At 57.7% G+C, this 24908-nt stretch carries 13 protein-coding genes; 12 read left to right on the top strand and 1 reads right to left on the bottom strand.

Annotated elements, in window-relative coordinates:
* Window positions 1-9 precede the first annotated feature (9 nt).
* The 12 genes from DBR47_RS03480 to DBR47_RS03535 all read left to right on the top strand — a co-directional run bounded on the left by DBR47_RS03480 (window position 10) and on the right by DBR47_RS03535 (window position 24051).
* Complete coding sequence (locus DBR47_RS03480; protein ID WP_124446868.1) at window positions 10-387, top strand: flagellar hook assembly protein FlgD; 378 nt, start codon at window positions 10-12, stop codon at window positions 385-387.
* A 10-nt stretch (window positions 388-397) separates the two neighbouring features.
* Window positions 398-1591, top strand: coding sequence for a flagellar hook protein FlgE (locus DBR47_RS03485; protein ID WP_124446870.1), 1194 nt, complete (start codon window positions 398-400; stop codon window positions 1589-1591).
* Complete coding sequence (locus DBR47_RS03490; protein ID WP_124446872.1) at window positions 1588-2355, top strand: FliM/FliN family flagellar motor switch protein; 768 nt, start codon at window positions 1588-1590, stop codon at window positions 2353-2355. Before DBR47_RS03485 ends, DBR47_RS03490 begins: the two co-directional genes overlap by 4 nt.
* 3 nt (window positions 2356-2358) lie before the next feature.
* Window positions 2359-2697: a FliM/FliN family flagellar motor switch protein gene (locus DBR47_RS03495; protein ID WP_124446874.1), complete on the top strand. Its 339-nt coding sequence runs from the start codon at window positions 2359-2361 to the stop codon at window positions 2695-2697.
* The gene (locus DBR47_RS03500; RefSeq protein ID WP_124446876.1) at window positions 2694-3092 is read left to right on the top strand and encodes a flagellar biosynthetic protein FliO; all 399 of its coding nucleotides are present in this window, start codon (window positions 2694-2696) and stop codon (window positions 3090-3092) included. The genes DBR47_RS03495 and DBR47_RS03500 overlap by 4 nt, the downstream gene beginning before the upstream one ends.
* A complete protein-coding gene (gene fliP, locus DBR47_RS03505; protein WP_231512098.1) occupies window positions 3089-3880 on the top strand; it encodes a flagellar type III secretion system pore protein FliP in 792 nt (263 codons plus the stop codon). Before DBR47_RS03500 ends, fliP begins: the two co-directional genes overlap by 4 nt.
* 71 nt (window positions 3881-3951) lie before the next feature.
* A complete protein-coding gene (locus DBR47_RS03510) occupies window positions 3952-4635 on the top strand; it encodes a sigma-70 family RNA polymerase sigma factor (RefSeq protein WP_255420647.1) in 684 nt (227 codons plus the stop codon).
* A gap of 37 nt (window positions 4636-4672) precedes the next feature.
* Complete coding sequence (locus DBR47_RS03515) at window positions 4673-5053, top strand: hypothetical protein (protein WP_124446880.1); 381 nt, start codon at window positions 4673-4675, stop codon at window positions 5051-5053.
* Window positions 5054-5141: 88 nt separating this feature from the next.
* A complete protein-coding gene (locus tag DBR47_RS03520) occupies window positions 5142-5723 on the top strand; it encodes a tetratricopeptide repeat protein (protein ID WP_124446882.1) in 582 nt (193 codons plus the stop codon).
* A 2-nt stretch (window positions 5724-5725) separates the two neighbouring features.
* Window positions 5726-6886, top strand: a complete 1161-nt coding sequence (locus DBR47_RS03525) for a lipopolysaccharide assembly protein LapB (protein ID WP_124446884.1) — start codon at window positions 5726-5728, stop codon at window positions 6884-6886.
* Window positions 6887-7077: 191 nt separating this feature from the next.
* Entirely contained in the window at window positions 7078-23583 is a 16506-nt protein-coding gene (locus DBR47_RS03530) for a deaminase domain-containing protein (RefSeq protein WP_197046841.1), read from the top strand.
* 9 nt (window positions 23584-23592) lie between these two features.
* Window positions 23593-24051 carry an SMI1/KNR4 family protein gene (locus DBR47_RS03535; RefSeq protein ID WP_197046842.1) on the top strand — a complete coding sequence of 153 codons (459 nt, stop codon included), beginning with the start codon at window positions 23593-23595 and terminating at the stop codon, window positions 24049-24051.
* Window positions 24052-24727: 676 nt separating this feature from the next.
* Here the strand turns inward: DBR47_RS03535 and DBR47_RS03540 are convergent.
* Window positions 24728-24908, bottom strand: a 181-nt coding sequence (locus DBR47_RS03540; protein WP_148090410.1) for a transposase domain-containing protein, incomplete at its 5' end; no start/stop codon positions are given.

Below are 24908 nucleotides of genomic sequence, written 5' to 3' on the forward strand. Positions count from 1 at the left end.
GATTTTTAGATGGCTACAAATGTACTGGCAGCAAGCCCCGTTAATATTCAGGATTTTTTGCGGATTTTGGTTGCTCAATTGAATAATCAAGATCCTTTGAAGCCTTTGGATAATCAAGAGTTTGTTACGCAGCTTGCGCAGTTTACGTCGCTTCAGCAAACTCAGAACTTGGATGACAAATTGGGCCAACTCTTGTCCGTCCAGGGAAGTATGCAGTCAGTGGGTCTTTTGGGCAGGCAAGTCACGGTTGGCGCCGAAAACGGCACGTTTAGTGGGAAGGTCACCGCTTTGAACTTTGTTGGCGGCGAGCCGCGCCTGACCGTTACGCTGGATAACGGTAGCGTAATGACCGACATTGGAATTTCAAGTTTAGTCACAGTCAAATAGGAGTCTTTGAATGTTTGATTCAATTTCCATCGGAATGTCGGGTCTGCAGACGTTCTCCAAAGGATTGAAGGTAATTAGTAATAATGTTGCCAATCTGAATACGCCTGGATTTAAATCGTCAAATATAGATTTTGCCGCGCTCTATTACCAGGGAGGGGAGGGGGGCGGCTTTTCGACTGATGTTAATTCGGGGCAAACAGGGACCGGGGTTACTGCGTTAACTACTTTCATTAATTTTAAAGATGGTGATGTTCGGCAAACCGGAAATTCGTTGGACGTAAGTATTGATGGCCAAGGATTTTTGATAACTAAAGACTCAACAGATGATGGTTATACCTATACCCGTGCCGGCCAATTTGAGTTTGATAAAGATGGAAATCTTGTTTCTCGGGCAACAGGCCGGCAGGTAATGGGGCTGTCTGCTGATGGAAAGCTAGACGTCATTTCCCTAACCGGATTGAGGATCAGTCAGCCTAAGGCCTCGACGAGCGTAAAGTTTTCTGGGAACTTGTCTAGTTCGGCTACTAATTTCACGCTCGACTCGCTCAAGTTGGTAGACGGCGTTGGTGGGGCGCATGTTGTGAAGCTGTTGTTTAAGCCTAAGACTGGCGAGGCTGGAACTTGGACGGTTACTGTCGTGGACGGCACAGTGGAGACACCAGCAGGCGAATTGCAATTTCTCGCTGGAACGCCTGTTTCCGGAAAAGACAAGTTGAATTTCAAGTTCGCACCAGCAGGTGTCCCCGCTTTCGACATCGCATTGGATTTTTCGCAGCAAGTGACGTCGTTTTCAACTGGAACCACTTCCACATTAGCAGTGTCCTCGCTTGACGGACAGGTTGCGGGCACGGTCACACAGGTCGACTTCGACAGCAGTGGACAGCTTACGCTCAAGTATTCCAATGGGGCCTCTGCAGTTGGCCCAAGCCTTGCGTTGGCGACCTTTGAGTCAACGGCTCACCTCGGTCAATTGGGCGCCAGTGAGTTTTCTGCTCAAGGATTGACCCCGACAAAATTAGCTCGTGCCGGCACTGAAACAGTCGGAAAGATCGTTTCCAAACAGATTGAAGGCTCTAATGTTGATCTTTCTGCTGAGTTCAGCGACTTGATCGTAATGCAGCGGGGATACCAAGCATCATCGAGAATTGTGAGTACCGCCAATGAAATGTTACAAGACCTTTTTGATATGAAGGGACATCGGTGATACACGACGACGCGTTGCCAATCGTTTGGATCACCGACCAGGCACTTACGAAATTCAAGGCACTCCTCGACGCAAAGGTCGAAAAATGGCGCTTAGATTGGGGAGTTCGTGGTTCTTTCTCAAGTGAGGTGCTGGTAGAAAGGGCAGATTGCGATGCTACTGTCGCTGAGTCCCCTGACGTTCAGTTAAATGACAGAGATGATTGCGGGAATTGCCCGGTAGTCTGCTTAGACAAACGTGAGGTGGAGCGGTGGATTTTCGGGTTTGGCAATATCGTTACTGACGCCAGCCTGGCGGTTGCTGCGGAAGCAATAGAGGAATTTACTCGTTCGATATGCATCGAAGTAGGATCGGACGAAAATTTTAGTCAAAGCCCTTATCAATCTAGGCAGATGGTTGGCGACTTTGGTGTCGTGTACAAATTAAAAACACCGGGAAAACAGGTTCATGTCAGGGTGGCGGCCGAGGCAATGCTCAAACTTGGCTTGCTGGTCCGGCCCAAACCGGAGAGTTTGATCCATTGGGTACCGAGACAGGCGTTTGCCGACCTGCCTGTTCAGTTGCAGGTGGAGATAGGCCAAGCCGACGTCTTCATTGGCGATTTAAATGCCTTGGGGGCTGGGGATGTATTGCTGGTTTCAAACGCGCACGCAGAGCCGGTTGCTGTTCTAACAGAGGATCGCAAAGTTCAATTACGTGCGCATATTGGACGTGTTGGGGCGAATCGCGCGGCCCAATTTGTATCCGACTTGAAGAAAAAGTGAATTATGAACAATATTGAAAATTCCCACTTTATGACGGTCGATGCTGTGGAGCTTTCTCCTCTTTCGTCCACGGAATCTTCTGTTGCACTGCAGCCTTCCATTGGCATCGCTGCATTGTCGGGAGTCAAAGCCAATGTGAGGGTGTTTGCCGGCAATATTTCAACTTCGGTGGGTGAAATATTAAATATGAAAGATGGTGCAGTTTTTTCAATGGATAAGGCGTTGAATGCACCCTTTGACTTGATGATTGGCGAGGCTGTTGTTGCTCGCGGAGAGCTTGTCGCCGTTGGCGAGAATTTTGGAATTCGGGTCACTCAAATTCAAAGTGGCTCCGGGTTGTGAGCTTCCACCTCATTTTCGCCTGGGGTCTTGACCTCTTTGCAATCGCGCTTTCAGACGGGGTAGGTGCTGGAGGGGGCGGGCAAAGCATTCCCTTTCGTGTCGCGCCTGAATTGAATGGGGAGTCTCTCTCCTTGTGGCAAGTAGGTTTAATTTGTATTGTGGCGCTGGTGGTTTGCATTCTTGTTTTGCGCTTTCTAATTGATCGACGCCTTTGGGTAAAAAATACTCCCAACGCGGTGGTTGTTGTGGAGCGTACCGTGCTGAATCCGAATACCCAGTTGCTGGTTGTTGATTATGGATCTCGTCGTTTGCTATTGGCGGTTGGAAGTACGGGTGTTAATTGCTTGCGCGATGATGAAAAAGACGGGTGCGATCAGGAAGACTCTGTCAAATGATTCGTTATTTCAGTATGCCTACCTGGCGAGTAGATAGTATTTTCCTGCGAGCGCCTATTTTTTTTGGTCTGACCTTGGCTTGCTCTACAGCTTTGCCTGGCGGAATGGGGTCTAGTCCAACTAGTTCGAATGTACTCTTGGGCCAGGTAGCAAGTTCCGCCGACATGAGTTCGGCCATGCGCGTCTTTTTGCTATTGACAGCGTTGAGTTTCATACCCGCCGCGTTGATATGCATGACATCTTTTGTGCGGATTGTGGTGGTGCTTTCAATGTTGCGCCATGCAATCGGGCTTAATGAGACTCCGCCCAATATGGTGGTGATTACTTTGGCTCTTTTTCTCACCCTTTTCTCCATGCAGCCGGTACTTGAGAAGGTAAATAGAGAGGCGGTCCAGCCGTATGTAATGCAAGGCGCGAAGCTTGATGATTCACTTGAAAAGGGAAAAGCCCCAATCAAAGAATACATGATCAGACAAACGCGTGAAACTGACCTCATGTTGATGATTGAAGTCGCTTCGGCGCCCCGGCCAGAAGGTGTGGATGACGTCAATATGTTGCATTTAATCCCAGCGTATATGCTGTCGGAACTGCGTTCGGCATTTCAAATTGGCTTCATGGTTTTTTTGCCCTTCCTATTAATTGATCTGATTGTTGCTAGTGTTTTAATGGCTTTGGGAATGATGATGGTTCCGCCTGCAACTGTGTCGGTGCCGATAAAGTTATTACTTTTTGTGTTGATTGACGGGTGGCATATCGTCGTTCGAGCCTTGCTCGGATCTTTCCATTGAGTGGCTCGGTCGTCATTTAAAACGTGGCATCGGCGTCTGTTTTTGATAGTTCATTTTTGTGGAAAAAATGGATGGAGTCACGGGCGCCTTCTGCTCGGGATTCATTGGTTTCGCATTACAGTCGTCTGGTTCGCATCTTGGCAGCCAAGTGTTATTCTCACCGTGTTGCCAATGAGTTGGAGTTTGGAGACTATTTCCAGTTCGGAATGGTGGGCCTGCTTGAATCTATTGATCGATTTGATCCAGCGATTGGCGTAAAGTTTGAGACTTTTGCTGGACATAGAATTCAAGGTGCGATTCTGAATGGCGTCGAAAGCCTAAGCGAAGTGCAGAAGCAGGTAGCGGTACGTCGACGCGTACTAAAGGAGAGGCAATCATCCTTGGCGTTGGATACGGAAGATGCTGCCCTATCGACGCTAGAACAGCTTGCTTCGTTAGCGATTGGCTTGGCTATCGGGTTTGTACTGGAAGATTCCAGCTTGTATCTGGAGGATTCAGAACGCGCAGAGGCGGATAATAGCTACGGGCGTATTGAGATGCGACAACTGTGTCGTCGCCTTTCGGATTGCGTGGCGGAATTGGGCGGCAATCAGCAAATCGTCATCTATAGGCACTACTTCCAGAACCAAAGTTTTGACGATATCGCAGGGGCATTGCAAGTCAGCAAAGGGCGTGTGGCGCAGATTCATAAGTCTGCCATTGCTGAGTTGCGGCGCTTGCAGGGGCGTTACAGGCTGATGGAGCTGAGGGCATGAGTTGTGGTGCCGGGCGAGCCTGGGAAGGGGCGGGGAAATGATCAATAAGTTGGGGGCATTGACTCAGGTCATTGCTTCGTTGCGTAAAGGCGATGCGACTCATGCAAAGCCAGGGCCGACCGGTAAGGCGGCTGAACACAGCCCGCGGCAGAAATCGCAAGTTCAATCGCCGGTAGTAAAAGGCAGCCAAATTGAAAGTATGGGACTTCGTCTGCGTGCGATTGATCCTCGTGATCCAGATCGTCGCCGCAAAGTCTTGCGGCTATTTGTGGAGGCAATATTGCTTGATGAATTTGGCGATGATTTGTTGTTCAGTGCTGACTTCCAGCAGCTTGTAGACCGAACACTTGGGGAACTGGATGCCCATCAATCTTCTAGCCAAGTTTTGAATCGAGCCTTTGATGAACTCGTGCGTTAGTAGTCACAGCATCTATAGGCCGATCTCTCTTTTTCGTTCTTATTTTTTACGAGGCACTCGCTGTCTCTAATGGCGATACGGATTCACCATGCAGGAAAATACACTCAGTCAACAAGAACTCCTGGCTCTAGCACTGGAAGCATCTCGTCGAGGTGATTCAGCGCACTCCTTGTTATATATGAAACAGGCCGCAGCGAGGGAGGACGCGACGCCTCAGGCTTTTTTCTTGTTAGGTAGCGAGTACGCGCAGATCGGTATGACTGTCGAGGCTTTGCTGAATTTTCAGCGGGCGGTTGAGTTGGATCCAGACTTCGCTATCGCTCGGTTTCAGTTGGGCTTGCTCTTGCTGACGACTGCCCAGCCCGATGCGGCATTGGCCGCCTGGGCTCCCCTGAGTGATCTTGGTAATGTTCACCCATTGTCGGTATTTCATTCGGGATTGCAGCATTTGATTCGGGATGAATTTGGCGAGTGCATTTCATGCCTTTTGCGGGGAATAGAACTGAATACTGAAAACCCAGCTTTGAACCATGACATGCAGCAGATTGTTAACTCCATTCGTGCTCATGTCGATTCTCAAGGCGCTGCACCCTCTGAAAGCAAAGCGGGCGAAGAACAGGCGGAAGGTCATCTATTCCTGAATGCCTATACCGGCGGCAAGGTGCATTGATCATGAATGAACCCGTGGATCGCTTAGTCCGGCTGCAGGGCTACCTTGAACAAGATCCTGCCAACTTGGCGCTGCTCGCAGAGCTCGCCGATGGTTTGATTCAACGAGGTCAGTGGGATGATGCACGACTCTACGTAGAAAAGTCGCTAGCACTTCGTCCCAACGATCCAGAAGGGCGCTACCGACTTGCAGTGATTGATCGGTACTCTGGACAAGTCCAGTCTGCCGCGAGCGCCATTGAAGAACTGATCCGTGAAGGCCACGACGTCCCAGTTTTGCGCATGGAACTCGCTCGTGCTCAAAGCACATTGGGTAACTTTGAGGCATGTCTACAAACGTTGGGTCCGCTCAGTGCGCTGGCATTACCCGCTGATTTGGCCGAGGCTTCTGTGCTGCTGCAGGTGCGTGCGCGGCATCATCTCAATGAGCTTGACGCCGCAATCGAATTGGCTGAGGGCTTCTTGAAACTCAAGCCTGATTCGCCATCCATTGCCTCTGCTCTGGCGACCCTTTACTTGGATCTTCAACGTACAGGGGAGGCCGCTCAGCTGTTCCAGGCTTGGCAGCACCGAGCCGTTGCGAATAGCGAGATGCAAACGGTTGGTGGTTTCTTGGCTTTGGAGCAGGCCGATGTGCGTGTTGCTTTGGCCCGTTTTGAGCAAAGCCTTTTTCTGTCGGCTCAATCTGGCCGCGCGGCATTGGGTTTAGGCTTGGCCAAAGCTGCCGCCGGTGACTTGGCTTCAGCCAAGTCAGCTTTGGCTAGGGCGACTGAACTGATGCCTACGCACTTGGGTAGTTGGCATGCCCTTGCTTGGATGCGTTTGTTGGACTCTGAGCTTGATGCTGCCGAAGACGCGTTCAATCAAGCTCTGGCCGTTGATCGAACCTTTGCAGACAATTTTGGCGGCCTGGCAATCATCGCGGCAATAAGAGGCGACCGAGCGAAGGCTGATGAGTTAATTCGCACCGGCCATCGCTTGGACAAAGCTTCATTGAATGTAGGCATGGCGGTCATTCTTCAACGCCATGGAGGCGTGCTGGCTGGCAAAGATCTTTTGGACAATGCCTTGTCCATGTTTCAGTCCCAGGCTTTGGCGAGCAATCCAGGGATGAAATTGGCTTTCGAGCGTTTGCTTGCAAATCGGGCGAGTGGATTGCGATAGCTGATCAGATAGTTACCGGACGTTACTCACCAGTGTGTTTTGTAGTCAGCCTTCAGCGGGAGGGTAATCACTTATAAACCGACGACGATTGCGCAGGAAAAGCTTTGCATGCAGGACGGTTGAGCTGAAGTTGCTGAAAGCGACTTTAGGGCCTTGGCCTAGATAGCAACAAGCAAATGCGAGGAGTCGGTATGGTCGCGATCGTCAGTGGCAATAGCCTGGGTTTGAGCCTGAGTTCTTTGGGTACTCTGGGACAGCGTGGTGCGTTTGGCAGTGCGAGCCAGGGGCGCTCAGGCGAGACGGCCTATGTGAATGCGGCGACAGGCAATCTGGTGCTGCAGACGCTGGATGAACATTGGGCCGGGCAGGGTCAGGGCTCTCATGGCCTTGGCATCGACGCCCTGCGGACTTACAACAGCCTGGGGCAGTTCAACGACGACAACGGCGACAACTGGTCCATGGGTTTTTATGCGACCCAGTTGCGCGTGACGGGCCAGCCCAATGCTGTCGGTAGCTCCGTGGTGCGCACCGATCGCGACGGCGCCCAGGCCAGCTATAGCTATGCTGCCGGACGCTACATCAGCACCGATGGGTCTGGCGCCTATGACACGATCAGCTATGACGCGACCAACTCGCAATACGTTTGGACCGATGGCGCCACCGGTTTGGTGGAGCGCTACGACGGCAGCAATGGCCGGCTCATGCTCACGCGCGATACGAGTGGCAATACCCTGCAATACGCCTATGACGGCAGCGGTTTCGTCAAAAGCGTCGTCGACCCCAACAACGATCGCAGCATCTTCTTTGACTACAGTGGCAACCAACTCACGCAAGTGCGCATCGTTGGCGCGGGAGGGGTCAACCTAGTCCGGGTGCAATACCGCTACGATACCAGCAACCGGCTTCAGAAGGTCATTGTTGACCTGACCCCCGAAGACGGTGTCATCGCTGACGGCAAAACCTACGTCACCACCTATGGCTATGACGGCACCAGCAAACGGGTGGCCTCGATCACGCAAAGCGATGGCAGCAGTCTTGCTTTTTCCTATGTGGATGGGCGCGTCAGCAGTTTGAACGACGGCCTGGGTGTTACCACCTTCGCCTATGACACCGGCACACGTCGCACCACGGTCACCGATGCTCTGCAAAGAAAAACGGTGTACCAATACGACGCGGCGGGCCAATTGCAGTCGGTGACGGGCCCCGCTGTCAACGGGGTACCTCAAGTTACCTCCTTTGACTATTCGCCCGCTGGCGACCTCATCAAGACGGTTGACGGCATGGGCCGCACGGTCAACATGGACTATGACGCCAACGGCAATCAGATCCTGCAAAGGGACAGCGCGGGCAACACCATCACACGCAGCTATGACGCACGCAATCAACTGCAGACGGAAACGGTCTATCTGATTCCTGATCCGGATGGTCCGGGCGAGGGCCAAGCCGCATCGCCACAGACCACGCGCTATGTTTATGACGCGGCGAACAAGAATCAGCTGCGTTTTGTACTCAGTGCGGAAGGACGGGTCAGCGAGTTCCGCTACAACCTTCGCGGTGAGCGCGTCGCCAGCGTTCAATACACGGCGGCGAATTATGTCGTCGCGGGATTGGCTCAGACCGAAGTGCCCAGCGAAGCGCAAATGAGCACCTGGGCCAACCTCAACAAGGTACAGACCCAGCGTGTAGACAGTGACTATGACGCTTTGGGGAAGCTGCAAACCGTCACCAGCTATGTGGCAGTGGACGTCAATGGCAACGGGCTGATGGATGGCAGCCAGTCTGTAACGCAGTATGTGTACGACCCGGTTGGGCGTTTGCTCAATACCATTAGCCCGAAGCTCGGCACAACGGTCTATGCCTACGACGGCTTGGGCCGCGAGATAAGCCGTCAGGACGCGAACAACGTTCTCACCCTCACGACCTATGACGACGCGAATAACAGGACCGTGCTGACGCAGGACAATGGCTTGCTCACCACTCGCAGCTATGACAAAGCCGGGCGGCTGATCTCCACGGTGCAAAGCAGTGCGGCCACATCAAATCTGGCGAGCACCCTGTATTTTTATGACGCGGCCGGCCAACTGCTCATGAGCCAAGACCCGACCGGGGTGCGCAGTTGGCGACTCTACGACGAAGCTGGCCGCAAAGTAGCTGATATTGATGGCACTGGGAGCCTCACCCGCTACAGCTACAACAAGAACAACCAACTCGTGCAAAGCGTGGCCTATGCCACGCGGCTGACGGCGGCCCAGATGGCCTTGTTGCTGGACAGCAGTGGCAAACCCTGCAACCCGGCCTTGTCCGTTTTGGCGCCCGTGACCTCCGGCGCTGATCGCCCGACTTGGTATGCCTATGACACTGCGGGGAGGCTGAGCAAAACCGTGGATGCACGCGGAGCCGTGATCGAAAGCCAGTACGACGGGACATCCCGCCTGGTCAAGCAAGTCCGCTATGCCACATTGCTCAGCAATGTGGGCAGCCTAGCGCCGGAGCTGGATCCAGCAGCGATCACGCCTGCATTGAATGCGGCGGAAGACCGCGTGCTGCGCAATTTTTACGACCGTGATGGCACTTTGCTGGGCACCTTGACCGGAGCCTATGCGAGCAACGCAGCACCGTCCTCGGCCTATCTGACCACTTATAGCTATGACGCAGCCGGGCGGCAAATTGGCAGTACGGCCTACGCCAAGCAGCCGTTGGCCTCTGCGGCAGCGGGCGAGCTGAGCAGCCTCATCCCTGGCAGCGACCCGCAAGACATCCTCACCCACACCCTGTATAACGCCCAGGGCCACCGCATTGCTGACGTCGACGGTGAGGGTTATTTGACCGAATACGGCTACGACCTCGACGGCCATTTAAGCAGCCAGAATCGCTACGCGGTGGCAGTGAACTGGACTGCAGGGGCCACGCTGGCCAGCTTGCGCTCGGCCGCCGGGGGCAGCCTCCAACTGCAAAAGTGGCAATATAACAAGCTGGGCCAGTTGGAATCGCAAACCGATCAATACGGAACGGTCACCCAGTACACCTATGACCGTATGGGCCAGCTGATCCAGACCGATCAAGCCTTGGGCACTGACCAGTTGCGGTCCCAGCGCAGCCGCTACGACCTGCAGGGGCGGCTCATTGCCCAACTCAGCGGCGAAGGCGCAGCCCTTTTGCTGCCGGGGCAGGCCCAGGTGCAGATCGATGCCATCTGGTCCCAGTATGCGATCAACTACGCATACGACGCGGCGGGCCGCCGCATCAGCAGCACCGATCAGCTGGGGCAAAAAACCCTCTACTACTACGACGCTGCTGACCAGCTCGTCTGCACCATCAACGCCATGGGCGAGGTGGTAGAAAACACCTACACAGGCCTACACCAGCTGGAAAGCAGCACCCGGCATGCCGCTCGACTGAGCGCAGCTCAACTAGCGGGCCAAGGTGGCGGCTGGCTCAGCACTGCCTTGGGCAATGCCCTGGCCACCATCGGCAACGCCAGCCTGGACATTCAGACCCGCTACAGCTATTGGCAAACCGGAAGTCTGATGTTTGACCGGCGTGCCGAGGGGGCATACAACTACCGCGAGTACAACGCCTTTGGTGAGTTGACTTACGTCAGCAGCTACATCGATGCCAGCAGTAACCTGAACAGCTACACCTACTACGACAGCCGTGGGCAGGTGAAAGCCACCACGGAGGGTGAAGGTGCCCTGGCCCACACGCGCAAGTTCACACGCGATTCGTTTGGCCGTCTCATCGAAGTCAGCAGTACAGGATTCAATGACAAGCAAACCTTCGGCTATGACAAGTTAGGCCGCTTGATCCGCAGCACGGATGCCTTGAATGTCATCAGTACCACCAAATACGACGCACTGGGCCGGGTGCTTGAGCTCAAAGACGGCCTCGATCAAGTTACCAGCTATGTTTGGGATACGGTGGCTGACGGGCACCGACTTCGCATCACCACTCCCGAGCAAATCACCCTGACCACGGTCTACAACCGCTTCGGTCAAACGGCAATCGTCACAGACGGTAGCCAAGTCAATACGTTCTACAGCTATGACAAGAACGGCCAGTTGCTGAAGCAAAGCACGGCCGTCGGCCTGACCGACAGTTTCTTCAACGCGGCTGGGCAGCTGATCAATACTCAGAACATGGTGGCAGTGGACACCGTCGCCAACACCTACGACAAATCCGGTCGGCTCTACCGCAGCAAAGACGCCAATGGCAATGTGATACAGCTTGAATACGACGCGGCCAACCGCGTTTGGCTTCGCACCGTGGACCCCGATGGCCCGCTCAAGCTGAAGACTCAGTATGAGTTTGATGGCATGGGGCAGCAAGTCCGCATCACTGACGCCCGGCAAATTGTCACCAAGCTGGACTACGACCTCAATGGCCAGCTCAAATCCCGCACCGTGGACGAAGGCGGCCTGAACTTAGTCACCCGCTACAGCTATGACGGTCTGGGCCGTACCCTCGGCGTGACCGACCCCAACCAGGTCCTCACGAAATACACGTACGACACTCGTGGCCGCCTATTGCAAGAGCAAGTGGATCCCAGCGGGCTAAACATCAAGCGCAGCTATACCTACGACCTCAAAGGCAATCGCCTCACGGCCACTGACCCTAACCTTCAAACCACCCGCTATGTCTATGATGAGCTAGACCGGCAAAGCTTCGCCATCGATGCCATGGGGAACATCCAGCGCACCGAGTACGACAAAGCAGGTCGGGTAAGCAAAATCACCCGTTACGCCACGCCGATCGATATTGCCAATCTGGCGTCGACGCCCACGCAGACCCAGGTGGTGGCGCTGTTGGTGGGCAATACCAGTCTTGACCAAGTCGAGCACCGTGTCTACGACAAAGACGGGCACCAGATTGCCAGCGTCAATGCCCTGGGTGACGTCAAAAGTTGGAGTTATGACGCTAGCGGCCGTGTGGTCGCGCAAACGAGCTATGCCAACCGCATCAATATGGCAAGCTGGATGCCCGGCACCGCGCCGCCAGTGGAGCCTGACAGCGCGTATGACCAAAGCTTGCAAATCGTCTATGACACTCTGGGCCGAGCCGTGGCCACGCTGGACGGTACCGGTGCCGTCGTGCTGCAAAGCTATGACGCCGTTGGCAATCTGGTGGGCCGTGTTGCTCTGGCCAATCGCGTGACCACCAACAGCGAAACCGCCCTAGACTGGGCCAGCCTGCAAACAGCCGCGGCCGCCGTGGCGGATGCTGGCAAAGACCAGCGCACTTACTACCGCTACGACGCGGCCAACCGCGAAACCTGGCGCATCAACGGCGTGGGCGGCGTGGAGCAGCGCATCTATGACGCCAACGGCCAACTCGTTAAACACATTGCCTACGCTAACACGGGCGAACTCAGTGCCCATGTAGGGCCGGGCGGCCTGCTTGGCGACCCGCTGCCCTCTGCAGTCCAGGCTAACCCAATGGACCGCATTAGCCTTTACGGCTACGACAAAGCGGGTCGTTTGGAGCTCAGTGTGGACGCCGTCGGGGGCCTAACTCAAAACAAATACGACGCTGACGGCAACCTGCTGCACCGCGCCCGCTTTGCGCAAGCCTTTGAAGCCACGGCCTTGGCCGCAGCCCAAGCCGACCCCACCCTGGTCAAACTGCAAGCCGGCCTGAGCTTGGCACTGCTGGCTGACGCCAACAACCGCATCGACCGCTACGCCTATGACCGTGCCAACCGCCAAACCTGGCAGATGGACGCCCTGGGCGGTGTCACCCAATACCGCTACGACGCACTGGGTCTGCTCAGCAGCAAGACTGAGTACGCGCTCAGCATGACGCCCACGCTCGTCACCGCGCCTGAGTTGACAGAAGCCAGCTTCACCCCCAGCCCGGACGCGGCCAACGATCGAACGACACGCTACTTCTTTGACGCTGCCGGTCGCCAGCGCTACGAGCTCAATGCCAAAGGCTATCTGAGCGAAACCCGCTATAGCGCTGGCCGCGTGGACAGCATCCACTATGCCGCACTGCCCAACATCGCCGCCACGGCCGACACCGCTGCCGTGACTGCCGCCCTTGCCGCCATTGCCAACCCCACCAATGACCGCAAGAGCAGCCTGCTGCAAGACGCGGCCGGGCAAACCGTGCAGAGCATTGACGCCCTGGGCGTCATCACCCTAACCGAGTACGACGGCCTGGGTCGCCGCCTGAAGCTCACACAAGCCCTGGGCCAGGCGGAACAAACCGTCAGTGAGTTTGAATACGACGGCCAAGGTCGGCAGATCAAGCAAGTCACCGCTCAAGGTAGCTCTGCTGAGCAGACCCAAAGCGCGGAATTTAATGCGCTGGGCCAAGTCACGCGTGAGTACGACAAGCGGGCTTACGCGCTGGCCAATAGCAACAGCGCTTGGGCCAGGGGCGAGCGCATCCGGTTCGGCCTGACCGCCAATGCGGCCCTATTGACGGAAAAGCAGAGGGCGAGTCTGGGTGTGAGCCATGTCTACGACGCGGCCGGCCGACGCACCCAGACTACCAACGCCATCGGGGCCAGCACCCAGACCCAGTACGACACCTTTGGCGATGCCGTCAAAGTGACCGACCCGCTGGGCCAGTGCGGCTACTTCTACTTCGACAAACTCGGCCGCGTCACACTGCAGGTCGACCCCCTAGGCTACGGTGTCCAAACCCAGTACTTCGGCAGCTTTGGGCAGGAAGTGCAAAGCGTCCGCCGCTTTGCCGCGCCTGTTGCGGTCACGGGCCTGAGTCCCAGCAACCCGCCCCAATTCACAGCCCAAGACGGCAAAGACGCCCTTAGCAGCTGGACCACGGACCGCTTGGGCCGCGTACTCAGCAGCCGTGATGCCGAAGGCGATGTTGAGTCAACGCGTTATGACGTCAGCGGCAACCGCTTCCAACGAGCTGTTAGCAACAAGCTCGGCGGCGAAGGCTTGTATGAAGTAGACACTCTCGGCCAGCTTGTCAAAGAAACACTGCCTGTACAGGCCCGTGACGGCCAGGGCAATTTAAAAGCCGTCGTTAACACCTACAGTTACGACGCATTTGGCCAGCGTATTGGCAGTGTCGAAGCACTAGGCCTTCCCGAGCAACGGGTGACCAGCTACCGCTATGACGCTATGGGCCGCTTGACCCACCGCATCGGTACCGCTTACACCGCCTACGACCCGGTGAGCCAAAGCCGTTCCAGCGTCACGCCGGTGGACTACAACGCTTACGATAAGCTGGGACACCTGATCGAACGCATCCAGAGTGGGCAATGGAATGGCAGCCAGGTGCAAGGCGGCGCGCGTAGCCTCAACTACTTCGATGCGGCCGGCAACCTAATCTCCCAAATTGCGCCTGACGCTAGCCTCACGACCAGCAGCTACGATCCTATGGGGCAGGTGATCACCCAAAGCGCTTACGCCAACCGGCTTGGCGCGCTGCCAGCAGTCGCTGGCGGCCAGCCCCCCTCGGGCATAGCCGATTCGGCCAATGACCGGACCACCCGCTATGAATACGATAAGCTCGGCCGCCTCACCAAAACCAGCCGAGACGCCGTGCAGGTCTGGGAGCAAGGCAACACCGCCAGTGACGGCCTCTCCTTGGACCTCGCGGCCCCGCGTAGTGTCACCCTGCAAGAGCGTCGCTATGACGCTGCTGGCCGCGTCACCCAGGAAATCGACGGTCGCGGCAATAGCAACTACCTGTACTACGACGCCCTGGGCCGCAAAACCCTGCGCATCGACGCCGAAGGCTACGCCACCGGCTACGACTACGCCAGCTTCCAAGACACCGCCACCCGCGAAGTCAAGTACGCCACCCAGCTGGGTGACGGCGGCAGCGTCAACATCCTCACCCGTAACAGCCAATTCAGTGACACCGGCGGCACCACCACCACCGTCACCAGCAGCCCCAGCTACGCCCGCCAAGACGACACAGCCCAAGCCGCGGCCCTGCGCGACCCCATCCTCCTGCGCCAAAGCCTGGAAAGCGGCAACGCCGCTCCCACCGAGGGCAGCAAAGCCTTGCGCATGTTCTACACGCCGATGACGAATGGCAACTACGTCAACTCCAGCGCGCAGCGCTACCTGGGCTTTTTTGACAAAGGCGATGTGGTCACACTCACCGTCTGGTTCAAGAGCGACAGCCAAACCACGGGCATGGCCTTCTTGGGCGATGCCAACTTCGCCAACGGCACCCCCGCCTATGAAAACTCCGTCTACGTCACCAGCTACGGCGGCGACGGCGGCTGGAAAAAACTCACCGCCACAGTCACGCTCAAAAACCAGGACATGCTGCAAGCCTATCTTTACGGGGACCGCGACGGCGGCAACCGCAAACTGGGCAGCTCCATCCTCTATGACCGCTTGCAAATCACCAGCGCCCAAAAAGGGCTCGTCTATGCCGACAGCTTTGAGAACGGGCTGAACAGCGACTGGATCTTCTCCGGCAAAACCCCGGACATCGAAACCCTCACCCCCACCCCCGACCGCATCACCGAGTACACGCTGGACCGCCTCGGCCGGGTGACCGAGAAGCGGGTTAAAAACGTCGAACAGCAGTACGTCGACGCCGGTGGCGCCATCAGCAGCAAACTCACCGACGCCATCACCCGCCAGCAATACAACGGCCTGGGGCTCATCACCCACATCGACAAGCTGGTGGCCCTCTCTGGCACCGGTGCCGAAATCTGGCAGCAAACAGATCTCAGCTACGACATGTTGGGTCGCCAGACCCGCCTGCAAGCGCCGGCCTATCTTGACTACCAGGGCGCCAGCGTGCGCCCCGTCACCGACACCGAATACAACGGCCTGGGTGCCTTGAGCCGCCAGATCCAACGCGGCGGCGATGACAGCTCCGAGTTTGATGACCGCATCACCCGCTTTGCCTACAACAGCAACGGCGATCGCATCAGCCAGACCGACGCTGCAGGCAACCTCACCGTTTATGAGCTGGATGCCATGGGCCACATGGCCTTGAGCACCGTCAAAAGCGTGCTCAATGCCGATGGTGGCAGCGCCGACCTGGTGAAGGCCTACCAATACGATGCCCTCGGCCGCATGGTCACCCAAATCGACCGAGGCACCGGCGAGATCAGGCGCTACGCCTACAACGCCTTTGGGGAAGTCAGCGGCAAGAGTCTGGGCGACGGGTGGCAGGAATACATCCAGTACAACACCCTGGGCAACGTCTCGCGCAGCAACACCGAAGGCGGCGTGAGCAAAATCTATCTGTACGACAGCAACGGCAACACCACGCGTCAAATCAGCTCGGGCAATTCCGGCAAAGACCTCAAGACGGTGAGCGTCTCGGCGGCTGCCATCGACACCAGCCTGGCGCACAGCTTCAGCGTCTACGACAAGCGCAACAAGCTCTACAAGACCGTGGAGCCTGACATCAGCTACACCCAGGACACGGCGGCCATGAATGCGGCCTTCAGCCAGCAATTGGCCGATCTTTACGGCACGGTGGCTGTGGTCAATATAGGCGGCGGGAGTTACGGCACCGCCGGTGTCAACGGCACGGCCGGAAGTTCCACGCAAATTAATGGGGCGGGCAGTAGCAGCCTTCTTCCCAATTCTGCCACACCAAATATGGTGCCCATTCGAACGGTGGGTTCGGCGCCTACGCTCGGGGCGAGTTTGCCAGGGACGGGGGCGCAGGTGGAGTTGGGACATCGCTGGGGCACAATAATATTTGAAGAGGGTTCTTGTGATGGCCCAAGTCTTCCGACTTCATTCACGTTGCCGCAAAATGAAAGCCTTCCCTATGTGCCATATCAGATATTTGTTGATGGCTCGACTGTCCCGTGTGCAACAATATTTCCTGGTGAAACGACAGCTTCAATCTACTCTGGTATTCTTTCGTCGGGATTGCCTGGGATATATGGTGGTTCTCATGTAATTGAATTTAAATCATTTATTACGGGGGAGTGGAAAACGGTTGCAAAAGGTGGGTTTCATATTTTTCAATGGGGATATGGAAATAATTTTGCAAGAACCACAACATACGATGAAATTGATACTCTTTCATCTATAAAGTTGGTTGGCAATGTTGGTGGGGCTACGTCTTTTACTGCAGTTGTTAATGAAGGATTTTCGAGTTCATTTGGTTTGACTGTGGGGCAGGTTCAATCAAGCGGCACGTTTGAAATAAATACTAGTACGTTGACTCCTGGTACCTACACTGTCAATGTTCGCGGTTTCAATGATTTAGGTGCCGCAGTAACGGGCGAAGCCCTCACCATCACGGTCGATGCGACAGGGGTGACGGCCATCACAGGCCGCGTCACGCTTAGTGCCAGCCCTGACACCCAAGCCATCCTCCCCGCCAGCGGCCCCGCCCTGCAATTCAGCGCCTCCGTGCTCGGTCAAAATCCCAGCCTGCACTGCCGGGCCAATGCCAGCAATGACGATTGGAGCAGCCTGGCTCTGTCCGGCAACACGGCGGACCTCAGCCAAGCGGGCATGGTGGCGGGCCAGAGCTATGAATTCATCCTCAGCAGCAGCGCGGGTGATAAGCATGGCAGTTTTGTCTACAACGGCCCAAGCACTGCCGTGACATTGAGCGACAGCGGCATGTTGGGCGCCGTCAGCTATGGCAACCCGGCATTTACGATCAATGCCGGCGGCACCGTCAGCGACACCACCGGCGGCAACTTCCTGATGCAGCTCAACCTGGGCGGGCAGGTCTTCACCACCGCTCTGCAAAGCGATTTGAACTTCAGCTTTGCCGATGTACTCAGCCGCCTGGGCGTCAACCCCTGGCTGCACATCAGCTACGCTTATAGCTACCAAATCTTCAGCCAGCGCGGCGGCGTGCGGCAATTCATTGGCCAGGGCAGCGGCACGGTCACACTGGGTAGCGAATTCAGTGCCAGTGTTCCTGCTTCGCAAACTTGTTATGTGCCCCAGGTCCAGCTCAGCCTGCCGGGCGGCGGCAGCCTGGCCGGTGCCATCACCCTCAGCCCGCAAGACAACCCTGCTGCCGCCACCAGCCTGGCCGCCAGCGGCGATTGGCGGCGCAGCCAGGCCGGCAGCGCCATCTCGCTCGACCTCAGCGAATTCCTGCCCAGCCAGCCTGGTACCAGCCGCCTGATCAACTTCAGCTACAGCGGCGCCGACGCCAGCTTCAGCGGCACTTACCGCCTCTGGGCTACCGGCCAAGCCGCGCTGGAGGGCAATATCCAGATCAACCCTGTTGGCCAGCCCAGCATCACCCTGAACGTCAGCGGCGCGGCCAGTCTGAGCCTGCTCAAGGTGCTCAATGTGGGCAGCAATCCCGGAGGCGACCCGGCGCAAGCTGGAAGCGTGGTGACCACGGTCACCAGCAACCCGCCCAACTTCAGCTGGGACGTGCCCAGCAGCCCAGATGGTGACTTCCGCTTCTACTACGAAACCCGCGACGCCACCGGTGCCCTCAATGGCAAGGGTTATGGCAGCTACAAGGTGGCGGGGGGCGTGCTCAGCCAGTACAGCACCGACGCCCCTTTGCTCAAGCCCTCGGTTGCCAGCTTCACCCCCCCGGCGGGCTACGGCTACTTCGAGGTGCGGGTCGGCAACACCCTTTACAGCACTGCCGCGGGCAGCTTCAACACCAGCGGTACGCAACTCCTGCTCAATCTGCCCGGCGCCGTGCCCGGCAGCAGCGTGCCTCTGAGCTACCGAGCCACCAGCGGCAACAGTGCCAGCACCGGCAATCTGCTCAGCAGCGGCACAGGCACGCTCAACGTCGGCAGCAACGGTACCGTGAGCATCAGCGGCCAGGTCGAGGACCGCAAACCCACCATCGTTCAGTTGCTGGGCCCCCTCAATCGCCACCTGAGCACCCTGACCGTTACCCCCGGCGCCCCCCTGGGCGCCGCACCCGCCTACACCGGCCCCGCCCTTGAAGCGCCCGGCGTGTGGGACGACGCGCAGCAACGCACCGTCTTCACCTGGACCATCCCCGCCAGCTCCCCCCTGCTGCCGCCCGACAGCAACACCCCCGCCTACCGCTTCAACTACCAAATGGGCTTCAAGAACGCCGATGGCAGCGTCGCCAAAGACGAAATCGGCGACCCCCTGCAAATCAAAGGCGTGATGACCCTGGGCGGCAGCAGCAGCCAGCCCGTGCAGCTGCAGCAAAGCTTCACCGTCTTCAACGTGGCCGCGCAAATCAAGCGCCTGCAAAGCTACAACGCCTTTGGCGAAATCTCTGAGGAGTACGACGACCGCGTGGCCCTGCGCGCCAAGGCCATGGTCGACCAATACAACAAAGACCCCGAACTGCACCAAGACCCTGCCACCGCCGGCATCGTCTACCAAGCCGATCTGGCGGCGGTGCGCACCAACTTTGTCTACAACGCCCTGGGCAAACTCATCAGCAAAGCCGATCCGCAAACCTTCATCACCGAGGCCAACGGCTTTATCCACCGCGACCGCCCCATCACCCGCTACGGCTACGACCTCACCGGCCGCTTGAACACCGTCACCGACGCCAATGGCTGGACAAGCAAGCAAAGCTTTGTGGGCGAAGGCGAACAGCACTTGAGTCGTCAATGGGCGGCGGACGGCGGGCTCAAACAAATCGACTACGACCGCTTTGGCGACGCCCGCCGCCTCACCAACGAGCTGGGCGCCGTGGTCGAACAAGACTTCAACGCCCGCAGCCAACTCATCACCGCCCGCCGTCTGGGCATCAGCCGCGTGCAAAACTTCGGTGCCGGTGAAGTCCCTGGCGCCGCCCCCGTCGCCAGCACCCTCACCGAGAGCTACACCGTCAACGCCCTGGACCAGCGCATTGCCCACACCGACGCCCTGGGCCAGACCGACAAGACCTGGTACGACAGCCTGGGCCGCGTCATCCAGACTCGCAGCGCCCAAGGCCGCGACACCAGCTACAACTACCAATACATCGCCGCAGGCAGCACCAGCAGCCCCATCCTTGGCGCAGGCGGCGCCAATCTGGGCGGCTACCAACTCACCACCACCAGCTCCGATGGCCGCAGCCTCATCGACCGCGTGGACTACTTTGGCCGCACGACCTGGCACCAAGACCAGGGTGCGCGCCAGTACATCTACAACTACAACATCGCGGGCCAACTCGCCAGCCAAACCAGCGACTCTGGGCAAAACATCCAGTACAGCTACTTCGCCAACGGCAACATCAAGGAAGCGCGCGACATCACCGAGCGCACCCTGGCCCGCTACGCCTACGACAACGCCGGCAACCGCGTCGTCGAAACCTATGGCGGCCTGGCGCCTGACAACGTCAGCCTCTACGGCGCCTTCCAGGCCGACACCATCAGCTACGACGAACTCAATCGCATGAGCCGGGCAGGCGACGGTGATGGGCAGAAGTCCCATGATGTACGCTATGAATACGATGCTGTTGGCAACCGCCGCTCGGTGCGTGCGGCCTACTGGATCCCCGGCGAGCAAAGCCTGATCCAGCACGACCATATGTGGTACACCTATGACGCCACCAACCGCTTCACCACCAGCAAGGGCAGCCTCACCCGGCGCGGCACCTCCATGAGCGACAGCACCGGCCAAATCCTGCAAGGCACAGCCGGCACCCTGTTGCGCTACGACCTGGCCGGCCAGCGCATCGGTGTCACCAACGCCGACGGCAGCGTCGAAGCCTACAGCTACAGCGCGGACGGTTACTTGGAAGACAGCCGCGTCAACGGTAGCTTGCGCGCCCGCCGCCGCGTCGACAGCCTGGGCCGCACCCTGCAATACAGCGAATGGGAAACCAACGGCAATGTGCGGCAGATCAAGACCAGCGCCTACGACGCCGACAACCGCACCTTGAGCGAAACCACCAGTGGCACCAATACCGCCGCCGATGGGGTGGCCAGCTACAAGTACTACAACGACCGCAGTGACGGCGCCTCCAGCACATTGGGTGCAGGCAGCCTGGCACAAGTCACGTTCACGCCCCAGCAAAGCGGGGCCCCGAGCACGAGCACGAGCTACACCTACGTCTACTGGGACAGCGCCAAGCAAAACAGCATCTACAAAAAAGTCGGCGCCGGCGGCCCCAATAATGAAGGCCTCACCCAGCTGAACTACGACCACAATGGCCACCTGAACGCCGTGGCTGACGTCAACGTGGGCCGCACGCTGAACTACTTCAACAGCGCCCAAGGCCAGGTGCTGCGCCGCGTAGAAAGCAAGGCCGCCACCGCGACCACAGCCGCCAGCACCACCACCCACAACTTCTACTACGCCGCCGGGCGGCGCATCGGCGACGTGGGCAACGACGGCAACAGCGTCCGCCAGTCCTACGCCGAGCAGCTGGCCATCCCCCTGCAAAACCCCAACACCACGGCGCAAAGCTACAAGACCCAGACCCCCATCACCAGCGCTGACTTCGGGCAGAACTACGAGCCCATCAACGCCAGCTACCCCGTGGCCACCGGCAGCACCTACACCGTGCGCGGCGGCGACACGCTCAAGAGCATTGCGCAGCAAGTCTGGGGCGATGGGGCGATGTGGTACCTCATCGCCGACGCCAACCACCTCAGCGGCAGCGAAGTCCTGGTCAGTGGGCAGACCTTGGTGATCCCCAACAAGGTCACCAACATCCACAACAATGCCAGCACCTTCAGGCCCTACAACCCGGGGGAGGTGATCGGGCATATTGATCCGACGATCCCGACGCCCCCGCCGCCGCCGCAGCAAGACAAGGGCTGCGGCACCATCGGCACCATTCTCATGGTGGTGGTGGCGGTGGTGGCGACGATTTATACGGCGGGGGCGGCGGCAGGATACTTTGCTACGGCAGGGAGTGCCGCCGCAGGGATGGGCACGGCCGCCTTGGGAACGGCTGCTGTGACAGGTACGGCAGTCGCAGGGCTCTCCACGGGCGCGATGCTTGCATCAGCAGCGATCGGAGCCGCCGCCGGCTCCATCGCCAGCCAGGCCGTGGGCCTGATGACGGGCAATGTGGATAAATTCAGCTGGAGCGCGGTGGGCCAGGCGGCACTGGGCGGGGCCATTACAGCGGGCGTGGGGGCAGGGCTGAACAGCATGGCGCAGGCTGGTGGCGTCTTGAATGGCACCACGGTGGGCAACTGGGTCAGCAGCAGCGCCAATGGTGCGGCCACCAGCTGGCAAGGGGCAGCCATCCGCGCAGGCCTCAGCTCCGCCGCCACCCAGGCCATCCAAGGCCACTGGAGCTGGCGTGAGGTGGGCGCCTCGGCAGTGGCCGGCGCTGCGGGCTACGCGGTGGGCAACTCGGTCGGTAGTGCCCTGCAAGGTGCCGATCAAAACTTCTCCAAAGTCGCCCAAAGCGCCATCGCCGGAGCGGCGGGCGGCTGGGCCAGTAGCCAGATCCTTGGAATGAATGCGAACGAGACCTGGGCGCGCACGGGGCAGGGCTTTATTTCGGGGTTTGCGAATGGAGTTGGCAATGCACTGGGGGAGAGCATTGCAAGCCAGAGCGGGCCTAAAGTGCCGGCGGTCGCCAGCCCTGAAGAGAAGGCGGCCGTCCTGGAGATGTTTGAAAGGGACGCCCCTTCAAACACCGCCGGCAACGGCTTGCGTCTGGGTGGCAGTTCCGGTTTACGCTTGCCGGCAGGTGCGGTAGCCGATTGGTCGGCGCAGGTTGACCGTGGCATCAAGGACAAAGTACTTGCTTTGCAAAACTTCGATGTCGTGGCGTCGAAGGCATGGGCGCGTGAGGATGCTGAAGCCGCTGCGCGGGCTGAAGCAGCTCGCGTGCAGCGGAACGCCGGTATAGATCGGCGACTGGCTGCGGAGAGCGCGGCCAAGGCGTCGGCCAATCTGCTCTTGACCACTGCCCCCGCTGGGGCCTCAGCAGATTCGTTCATTGCTCAGGCGGGCTTTGGGTCACTTGAGGCTGCGAATGAGTCTGCAAGAGCGCAAGAGGCTTGGACGCGGCAGCAGAGTAGCCAAATTGTGTTGCCAATCGACCCCACACAGATTCGCGTTGCGCGGCCAGACTATTCGAATGCGTCAACAGGCTTCACTGCCGATCTGAAGGGCGGTGTCCTCGCTGCGCGCAACATGCTGCCGAACATGGTGGAGGGATTCTTCGGCTTGTTTGGAGGCAGCGACCTCTCCTTCCTTAAGGCTCCCGTTCCTGCAGAAAACGAGAGAGGCTACTACTACGCCAATTTGGGGCAATCTGTGGCAGGCATTGCTTTGCCGGCGCTGGAGGGAATGCGTGGTTTCACTAGCCTTGGCAATGTCGACACTTCGGCAGCCAGCATCTCTCAGTTGTCGATGCGAGAGCGGGTCTTGGCGAAAATCGAAGCAACAAGAGTCGGCAACGCTTCTAGTCAATTCGAACTCTATGCGACTGTCGAAGACCTGCTTAACAAGCGCATCGACCTAGGCTTGACGTCTAACGCTAAGATGCAGAGAAACTTCGCCTACAGTGAATATCAACTTAACGGTGAATTGGGTAAAGATTTTGCATTGAGCGGGAAAAGTTCGCCGGGCGGAACCGTTGGAATTCCGGAGAATCGAATGTTCAGCACGATGGAAGTCGGCTGGAGCAGAGCTTATGACACAGAGGTTAAGCTTTTGGAATCTATCGCCCAACGATATAATCCGCATCGCCTTGATGTGGTTCCAGGCCTCTCCGGTTCTGTAAATCTGTATTCGGAGCTTACTGTGTGCTACTCCTGCTCCCGCGTAATCGGGCAGTTCCAAGAAATGTTCCCGAATGTGAGGTTGGGCGTGCAATCTGGGGCGAGTGCTAGCAAGCCGTTTTTTCGCTGAGGAGCTATTGTGGGCAAATTCTTTGATTGGCTGAAAGCCGCTAAGCTGGACGAAGAGCGGCCTATCGTCGGAATTTCGAAGAATGAAATCGATGAGCTGGCTGCCGCACAAGGGCAAATAGCATTTCCTTCGGTTTATCAGGAATTTCTAGAAGACTGCGGGAAAAGTGCTGGGCTGTTTCAGCGCGATGCTGCCTTTTTCTTTCCGGAAGTCAAAGACCTAAAGCGCCGCCTTCTAGAGATGCTCGAGGACGAAGGCATCGAATTTACCGTACCCGCAAATGCCTTTGTTTTTGGTGCTTACCAAGGCTTCCAGTTCCACTACTTCATTTGCGACGGTGGCACCGACCCGGCGGTCTATCAAATGGATGATGGTGGTGGCGACCCCGAAATGGTGGCTGAGACATTCTCAAGCTACATTCGAAAAGGAATAGCGCAGTATCGCGACTCGTTCTATCAGAAGTCGTGAGCTAAGGAGTCGGCCCTGCAATACCGCCGCACCCTGCATGAACACTGGTGATTCGGGGTGAATGCCGATGGCCAACATGCTCGTAGACACCCATCCAAACCCGCAGCGCGCCAAACGAGCAAATCCGGTTTTACGCGCTCGTGTGACCGGGTCGGCCTTGAGGCTGCAATGCGTCGGCAATCGCCGCGCGGCCCAGGCCCGGGATGGGGCCATTTGCCCGCGATTCGGCCGCTTGCGGCGGCGGTGGGGAGGCCCTTAAAACTCCCCCTTTAAAACCGACACACATTACGCACGGCTCAAGGGCGCCGAAAGCCATTCGTAAGGCCTTGTTCCATAAAGGAATTTGGCTGTCACCACCTCTTTAAGTTTATTTGCATGAAAATCTTTGCGACTCCGCTAAGTTTTTGATTTTGAATAAAAAAGTGGTGGTGCCAAACGGTGACAGCAGCCATTGCCTCTCTCGGAGTGGTGCTGTCTTGGGCGGGCCGGTCATGAGCTTGTTCGGCGCGTTGGCAGCATCCCCTGGCGCGCGCAAAATCGGCCCATCAAGGCTGGCGCCCAAACGTTGGTCCTGGTCATTAAATCCCCGCGCGGAGGTACTGATGATGAACCCCCAATCGCCTGCCAAAAGTATGCGTCCAGCCAAGTCATCTTGACGGGCTGATCTGGCCTCAAGCTATGTCGGCTGCGCCCAGCGATGCGGCAGCAGTTCTGCGATTCGGCTGTCCGGCTGCGTCGGCAGCCTGGTCAGCACGTCCTTCAGGTAAGCCCACGGCTCCAGCCCATTGAGCTTGGCCGATTGGATCAAGCTCATGACGGCCGCAGCTCGCTTGCCCCCGCGCAGGCTTCCAGCGAAG

It is taken from the genome of Paucibacter sp. KBW04, from assembly GCF_003852425.1.
Classification (GTDB): Bacteria; Pseudomonadota; Gammaproteobacteria; order Burkholderiales; family Burkholderiaceae_C; genus Paucibacter_A.